The 3,264-nt window shown below is 54.0% G+C and carries 3 protein-coding genes; all 3 read left to right on the plus strand.

Annotated elements, in window-relative coordinates:
- Positions 1 to 232: 232 nt before the first annotated feature.
- Genes H043_RS0126300 through H043_RS0126310 form a run of 3 tightly spaced genes read left to right on the plus strand, consistent with a single transcriptional unit; the run spans position 233 to position 3,097 of the window.
- Positions 233 to 1,774, plus strand: coding sequence for a DUF2235 domain-containing protein (locus tag H043_RS0126300; RefSeq protein ID WP_027614308.1), 1,542 nt, complete (start codon positions 233 to 235; stop codon positions 1,772 to 1,774).
- Positions 1,774 to 2,430, plus strand: a complete 657-nt coding sequence (locus H043_RS0126305) for a DUF2931 family protein (protein ID WP_027614309.1) — start codon at positions 1,774 to 1,776, stop codon at positions 2,428 to 2,430. Before H043_RS0126300 ends, H043_RS0126305 begins: the two co-directional genes overlap by 1 nt.
- Positions 2,431 to 2,440: 10 nt before the next feature.
- Entirely contained in the window at positions 2,441 to 3,097 is a 657-nt protein-coding gene (locus H043_RS0126310; RefSeq protein WP_027614310.1) for a DUF2931 family protein, read from the plus strand.
- Positions 3,098 to 3,264: the final 167 nt, after the last annotated feature.

Below are 3,264 nucleotides of genomic sequence, written 5' to 3' on the forward strand. Positions count from 1 at the left end.
CACCGCAAAACCGCACTGGGCATCGCCCAGGTCGTCATGCTCGGCGAACTCGCCGTAAACCAGGCCCTCGACAACGTCGAAATCGCCCACTGACCACCCCGGTGCGACGAGCCCAAACCCTCGTCGCCCCAGCAATTTCAACCGAGCTGGCACAGAGCCACGCCTTGCGCCCCCAAGCCTCGGCTGTCACCCTTCGGCCCGTTCTTCAAGGATCAGAACAAGGAATCAAGGATTGAGTGGCTACGTTCCCAACCCCCCGAAAAACTACCGCTACGAAGAAGCCAAACCCGTCGACATCCATGCCCAGCGTTGGGCTGAGTATGAGAAGCACGGGAAAGAACCTGCGCGCGAGCCCGAGAAAATCGGCATTGCGTTGAGGATTGGGGTGTTCTTTGATGGTACTGGCAACAATGCGAATAACACGGCGGCGGGGCTGCTGTGTGGTGCGCAGCATCCGATTGCGCCGCAGGATATTCCTGCTAGCTGTCAGCCCTATATGAGGGATCCGGACAGTAGCTATGGGGCTGGCGCGACCAATATAAAAAAACTTGCCGACCTGTATTACGAAGCTCCGATTGCAGAAGGAGAGGGTTCGATAAAACAGGTCTCCCGACCCGTTTATATTGAAGGCATTGGTACTCGATCCAGCGAGAAGGACAGCGTCGTCAGCCAAGGCACTGGGCGGGGAGAGACGGGGGTTGTGGGGCGTGTTCAGACTTCGTTTACTTTCATCAAGCAAATCATCGAGGATGCCCTTCAGGAAAATCCGAATAGTGAAATTGCGTCAATCACCTTTGACACTTTCGGTTTCAGTCGAGGTGCAGCCGCCGCTCGCCATTTTGCAAATGAAATTGTAAGAGGCAAGCAGGGGCCGTTAAGGGACTCATTGACGACTTACGCCAACAACTTCAGTCGTACATTTGTTGATCAGTACGGTAGTAGCATCAACATGGGGTTTATCGGCCTGTTCGATACGGTAGCGTCAATCGCTGGCTTCACGAATTTGGGCAGAGTGTCGAGCCCAATCGCTCCTGGCGTAAAACTGTACCTTGATCGACGTTTCTTCAAAGATGTCGTTCATTTGGTGGCCCGTGACGAATGTCGGGCTAACTTCGCACTCAGCAGAGTCAAACCTGACTATCCCGAATACACATGTCCTGGCGTCCACTCGGACATCGGAGGCAGCTACCTCGATGAGGTCGAAGAATGTGTTTTGATCAGCCCCATGCAAACACTTGATGTATGGAGCAACACGGATGTCAAAACGACTTCGATCTACCAAGATGCCGTTCAAGTAAAAAGTCAGTGGATAGCCAAGGGCTGGCCTGCACACATGCTGGAAGTCGTAACGCCAGCGGCGCTCGCATTGCCGCCCGACCCGCAAGATCGGTTCGGACCCAAGCAAAAACGCGTGTACGCGGGATTGCAACTCAAACGCCCGGTCAGCGGTAAACTTTCCACGGTTTATTTGAGAGTGATGTATCAGTTGGCCAAGGAGAAAGGCGTTCCTTTCACCGATATACCTGGGCGTACGGAGTATGCCGTTCCCCAAGAGCTGCAATCGATCTGTGACAGATTCGTCGCCGGCGACTACACCACCTCTCCCGATGATGAGCAATTGCTGAAACTGAAATACATCCACACCTCTGCCAACTGGAACCACCCCCAAGGCAGGCGGGACGGCAGCGGTTTGCGAGCTGTTTACATCAACGCACCCACGGAGGATTCCATTCGCGTGCGGCATCCTCACGTAGCTGATTGGAAGCTTTGGTAATGAGAATACTCGTAGCTCTGCTGAGCATTTTGGCCTTCACCGGATGTAACGCAACAAGCTCCAACTCCGGAGAAAACGATCCTAAGTACCCTTGGTGGGAACTGGCGTTTATCAAACCCAATTTTATGAACGTGTGGGTTGAAGACAGCTCCGTGGAGGACATCGACGGTAAAACTTTTCTACGTGCCGGGGGAGGGAACGCCAGCGGTGCAGAACCGAATGATGACAAGGAGTCTGCGCGCGGTTGGATTGGGGTCGGGGGTACAGGCAAACCGGTTATCGGGGCAGGGTTACCCAAGCGCATCTTCGTCCGCTGGCAATCGATACCGGAACAAAAAACCTACCGGGCTTGGGTGGATATTCCTGAGGAGGCCAGACAGGTGATGGTGACGTCTACTCACCAGCGTTGCCCCGAAACTCCCGAGAAAACGGCACGCTTCATGGCATCGGTCTATTTGGGACTCGCACCGGGCGGAGTGGTGCAGGTGTGGGTAAGAGACCTTTGTCGGCGCCCAGTTAAAGTCGCCCGAGCTCAGGCTGAGTTGGAGCCGCTGGGGCCAGAGCTGGGCAAGAACGGCGGTCAGTATGCTTATCCTGTGAGTGAAAAGGCTAAGCGGTATATCGATAAGTACGGCATTCCGTACGGGAGTTGGTAACCGTCGTCCGATGAAAAGATTTCCAACGATGCTTTTTGCCCTGTTGATTAGCGGCTGTGATTCAAGTAATCCGCTATCAGCCAAAAGCGACCCCAAATCTCCTTGGTGGGAACTAGGCTTTACCGAGCCCAACTACATGAAAATCTGGGTTGAGGACACTTCGGTCGAAGACATTAAAGGCAGAGTATTCCTGCGCACCGGAGGTGGATCCGCCTCAGGCGGGCAGGCAGAGGATGGAACAGCATCTGCTCAAGGTTGGCACGGCGTAGGAAGTAACGGAAAAAATGTTGTTGGTGCTGATCTTCCCAAAAGGATCTATGTCCGTTGGCAATCCATTGTTGAACCGCAAACGTACAAGGTCTGGGTAGATATCCCAGAGGAAGCCAGGCAACTCATGCTTGAGTCCGTCAATCAGCGCTGCGCTAAAACACCTGAACAAAAGGGGCGCTATAACGCGTCTCTCTACTTGGGCCTGGCGCCAGGTGGTGTCGTGCAAGTCTGGGTTCGAGACTCATGCCACCATCCTGTCAAAGTCGCCAGAGCACAGGCAGAGGTGGAACCGCTGGGGCCTAGTCAAGGTAAGAACCAAGGGCGCTATGCGTATCCTGTCAGTGAAAAGTCCAAGCGGTATATCGAGAGATTCGGCATTCCGTACGGGAGTTGGTAGAAGGCAGCAAGAAGACTTCTCCTGCCTGTCCTTATGTCGAGTCATTGCTGCGTCCAACGAAGGGCCGCTTTCGGCTGTGGATTCAACCGGTCGACGCAACACGACTAAATTCTGTGTAAGCAGAAGGAGTGTTGCAGATGAAGCAGAGACCTCGGATCTATTACACC

The organism is Pseudomonas sp. URIL14HWK12:I6, from assembly GCF_000514195.1.
Classification (GTDB): domain Bacteria; phylum Pseudomonadota; class Gammaproteobacteria; order Pseudomonadales; family Pseudomonadaceae; genus Aquipseudomonas; species Aquipseudomonas putida_A.

What these genes read in the sequence shown, in the direction of transcription:
- H043_RS0126305 (WP_027614309.1), top strand. Translation starts at nt 1,774, where the DNA reads ATGAGAATACTCGTAGCTCTGCTGAGCATTTTGGCCTTCACCGGATGT.
- H043_RS0126310 (WP_027614310.1), top strand. Translation starts at nt 2,441, where the DNA reads ATGAAAAGATTTCCAACGATGCTTTTTGCCCTGTTGATTAGCGGCTGT.